We start from the raw sequence: 4,269 nt of genomic DNA, 5'->3' as shown, positions 1-4,269 counted from the left end.
AAGCGAATTCAGATCTACCTTCTATGCCAATCGCGCCATTTGACTGAAATAACTCTCATAAACAGCACTCTGATAGTGCTCTTTTATTTTCGTTTCGTACTCCTTTTTATCACTTCTCAGCTTTCTCAACTCTCTCCTTACTCTATTATGGGGATGAAATCTATCTAAGAATTCGAACCCTTCTTGCAAGAGGAACTGCTCAAAATAGGGTGGGTATTGATTCACTATTTCTCGTAGCCTGTTTCCCTGGTCAATATAAATAGAATCCCAGACATCTGCGCTTCGGAGCATTTTACCATAAGAATGCATACCCTTTTTGCGAAAATCCTTCATTTCTTTTACCAATCTCGAAAAGGTCGCTTGAAGCCCATTGTTAGCAGAAAATTCCGCCCTGGAATCTCTCTTGGGAGATGCATATACAGAAGGGTCAAAAACGATCTCTCCACCTTTATAGATTGAACTAAATCCAATCAGTCTGCCGCTCCTCTTTTTTGCATTTGAATGTCTTAAATCATAGACCTCACTCGTATTGTGATTCACAATGAAACGATATCCCTCGCCCTCTTTGACCGGATTTTCGCCCGGTAATACCCATACGCTATCTCTTTTAACCAACTCTACGATATCAGGACTTCTGACGCGCCATCGACAAAACTCACCCCACAGCTTGACCCACTCAATATCATCTTTTTTATTCAGCCCGAATGGCTCAAGATATGCTTTCACCTCTACTTGTGTATCGGCATCTGGCACCAGAATGGCTGTCTCCAATATTTCATAACCAAAAGCGGAAACAACGAGCGTATAAAGTCCTGGTTCGAGATCAAATGCAAAATCTCGGTCATAAATGGTTTGCGAGTTTTTCGGTCTGGGTGTGAAAGGGCTCCACTTTGCTGACAACAGTGGCGCAATCCCTACAAAAAACGAATCTGGAATAGTCTGACCACTCAAATGAATCGTTCCCGATATTTTTGATTTGGAAGGCTTTGCAGGTTTTTGCTCTTGGGGATGTCCTGTAACCTCTACTTCCCGATCTTGAGACATAGCGCGCAATGAATCTGTAGATGCCATCGCATGGATCGAAAAACACAGCCAGAATACCAATGTCATCTTGAATACCATCTCGTGATCCTCCTCAAGACTGATAGATATAAATTCAACGAGCAATTTTCTACCTGCGGAGCGACTTATTCTTTTGGCAATCGAAATCTAATCGCCTGAGGTATCCACACTGCTACGGTTTTACCATTGTTTTCGGCAGGTTTAAACCGATATTGCGATACTGCGTCTATCGCTGCCTGCTGAAATTCTTTGCGATCTATCGTTCCTCTACTTTGCACAACTGCGACATCGCTCACTGAGCCATCTACATTGACCACACACTGCAAAATTACCATGCCTTCCACCTTATCTTCCAACGCCTCCTCTGGATATATAGGCTCAACGGAGTGCAAAAGTTTGGGCTTTACGTCAGCCTTGAAAACTGACAAGAACTCGTTGCTAAAACTTTTTTTAACGTGAAAATGACCCGATGCGGTTGGTGGAACGTACCCCGAAGATCGAGAGTCCTGACGTGTCTGTTGCTTTGGCAAGCGAAATGATACTGGCTGAGTCATCCATACGGCCACGGGTTTACCATTGTGCTCCGCAGGCTTGTATCGAAATTGAGATACCGCATCTATCGCCGCCCTGTGAAATATCGCCTCTCCTCTCAAAACTCTTATATCGCTCACCGAACCATCCAAATTGACCATAAACTTCAAAAACACTTTGCCTTCCAAACTATCTCTGAGTGCCTCCTCGGGATGCACAGGCACAACAGAGTGCAGGACCTTGGGTTTTACCTCAACCATATAAAATTCGAGAACCTTACTACTGTCAGCATCGCCAGATGCAGGCGGTGTGGTCTGTTGCTTTGGTAATCGAAATATAATCGACTGAGTCATCCGCACGGGCACAACTTTGCCGTTGAGTGTCCCCGGCTTGAACCGATATTGCAAGATCGCGTTTATCGCCGCTTGATGAAATTCCTCCGGACCTTTCAAAACCTTCATATCGCCCACCGAGCCATCCTCATAGACCCTGAACTCCAAACGCACAGTAACTCTGGTTGGATACACAAATTTAACAGATTGCAGGAGTTCGGGCGTAGCCTCGACCTCGAAAAATCTGGGGATCTCAACCTCATTACCATCAGCGCCAATTGGCACAGGCGACGTGAGCTGGAGATCCGAGTCCGTGGAACCTGATGAAAACTCAATCGGCATAACCACCCACACGGGCACAGCTTTGCCATTGTGCGCTGCAGGTTTGAACTGAGACTGAGATATCGCATCTATCGCCGCTTGACGAAAGATCTCTGGCCCTTCCAAAACGCGTACATCACTTACCGAGCCATCCATATTAACCACAACCTTCAAAACCACTTTGCCTTCTATCTTCTCCTTCCGCGCCTTTTCGGGATATACAGGCGTAACAATATTTATCGGGTGAGGTTTTTCTTCAACCTCGTCATATTCGAAAATCTCACTACTATCAGTATCAACAGGCACTGGCGGCGTGGTCGGTTGCTCTGGTGTGGGATCGAGCTTTTTCTCATCCTCGACCAATCCCATAACCTCAAGATCACCTTCATCCTGCGTGTACGCCTCTCGAATTGAAAAAGGCACAATCGCCAGACCAATGAGAACGGGAATTACCAACTGCCATCTGGACCGTTTCACATTGTCATCCTTGAAATTAAGGACATACTCCAATCGTTTCTTGAGTGCGGTCCCACGCTCGTTGAAATACAGCGCACTCATAGCAGGGCGTCTATCGACAAATCCAAATAACAACCGTCCGTATTCGGCAGGCGTCAAATTCGTCTCGCGCAACACCGCCTCATCACAGCGCAACTCGCGCAAAAAATTCAGCCTTCGATTCAGCAGCCAGACCAGCGGATTTATGCAAAACAGCGCCATTGCAATCGCCTGAAAAATCAACACCCAGATATCGCGATTATCCCGATGCGCCAGCTCGTGTGCAACAACGCCGCGCAATTCCTCGGGCGACCAGGACGACCAATGCGACGGCAAATACAATCTCGGTTTTACGACACCCACCAACAACGGAGAGCGCAGACTGGCTTTGGCATAAACCTTCATATTCCGCGCTTCGCCCAGCGATCCCACCTCCCGCGCCAGATCAACCGGCACTGCCAAACTGAGCGCGCGGTGAAACGTCGCATTCTTCCACAACGTCACACCTGCCCATACCACAACCGAAACACCCCACAAACAAAACAGATAAAACGCCAGAGGAAGAGGTGCAACTTGCACAGGTACAACAACCTCAACCTCAGAAACCACACCGGTATAAACCGGTCCAATCGGCACATCGTCGGATACCGTCAAAAACTCGGGTAGCGGAATAGCATAAAAAGGCGGCACAAACACCTTCGCCAATGCCAACAAATACAGGACATACCGCAATCGCGTATCCAGCTTCATCCAGCGATCCGCTGCCCACACCAGCAAAATGAACAGCGACACCTCTATAAAATGCACCGCATAAAGCGGCCACCACGCCTCGGCCAAACGGATCAACGCATCCATTACGCGCCTCCTTTCTCCCTCGCTTCAATCAGCGCACGCAACTCATCCAACTCTTTCCGAGAAAGCTCGCCCGAATCCACGAGATAGGTCGCCAACGCGCCAAAGGACCCCTCGAACATGCGCGACACCAGCGTACGCGTCTCGACCTGCGCCGCATCTTCTCGCGACAGGGTCGGCGTGTACACATTTACTGGACCGATCTTCTGCCGATTGAGCACACCCTTTTCAAACAGAATATTCATAATCGTCTGCACCGTCGTATAAGCCTTCTCGCCATTGGGATACAGATAATCGACAACATCGCGCACCGTAACCTGACGGTCGAGATGCCACACGCCATCCATTACCTCCCACTCGGCCTCAGCCAGTCGTTTCTTCGCAGCCATAAGACCCTCCTTGAAAATATTACTAATTTTTTAGTAATATGACGAATCAATTAGGAGAAGTCAAGCGAAAATCTCATTTTTTAAACAAAAAAAAGAGCGGCAGGTTGCAAAAACCCACCGCTCTTAAGAAGTAAAAAGTAAGAAGTGAGAAGTGAGAAAGCCACCCAACACCTCTCCAGGGCGGATGCTTCTTCACCTTCACACTTCTACGTGAACTGGTCTGGACTGCGACCAGTTGTACAGGTATAAGAAAGTCAAGTAAAAGTGTGCCAAATTCGAGCGCGAGC

3 protein-coding genes are annotated in these 4,269 nt (G+C 47.6%); all 3 read right to left on the bottom strand.

Annotated features, from left to right (window positions below):
• Positions 1 to 21: 21 nt before the first annotated feature.
• The 3 genes from OXG87_12890 to OXG87_12880 all read right to left on the bottom strand — a co-directional run bounded on the left by OXG87_12890 (position 22) and on the right by OXG87_12880 (position 3,982).
• The gene (locus tag OXG87_12890; protein ID MCY3870448.1) at positions 22 to 1,122 is read right to left on the bottom strand and encodes a hypothetical protein; all 1,101 of its coding nucleotides are present in this window, start codon (positions 1,120 to 1,122) and stop codon (positions 22 to 24) included.
• A 65-nt stretch (positions 1,123 to 1,187) separates the two neighbouring features.
• Entirely contained in the window at positions 1,188 to 3,596 is a 2,409-nt protein-coding gene (locus OXG87_12885; protein MCY3870447.1) for a M56 family metallopeptidase, read from the bottom strand.
• Positions 3,596 to 3,982, bottom strand: a complete 387-nt coding sequence (locus OXG87_12880; GenBank protein MCY3870446.1) for a BlaI/MecI/CopY family transcriptional regulator — start codon at positions 3,980 to 3,982, stop codon at positions 3,596 to 3,598. The genes OXG87_12885 and OXG87_12880 overlap by 1 nt, the downstream gene beginning before the upstream one ends.
• Between the last annotated feature and the right edge of the window lie 287 nt (positions 3,983 to 4,269).

Source organism: Gemmatimonadota bacterium (genome assembly GCA_026706845.1).
Classification (GTDB): Bacteria; Latescibacterota; UBA2968; order UBA2968; family UBA2968; genus VXRD01.
This window is presented reverse-complemented; position numbering and strand designations above follow the sequence as displayed.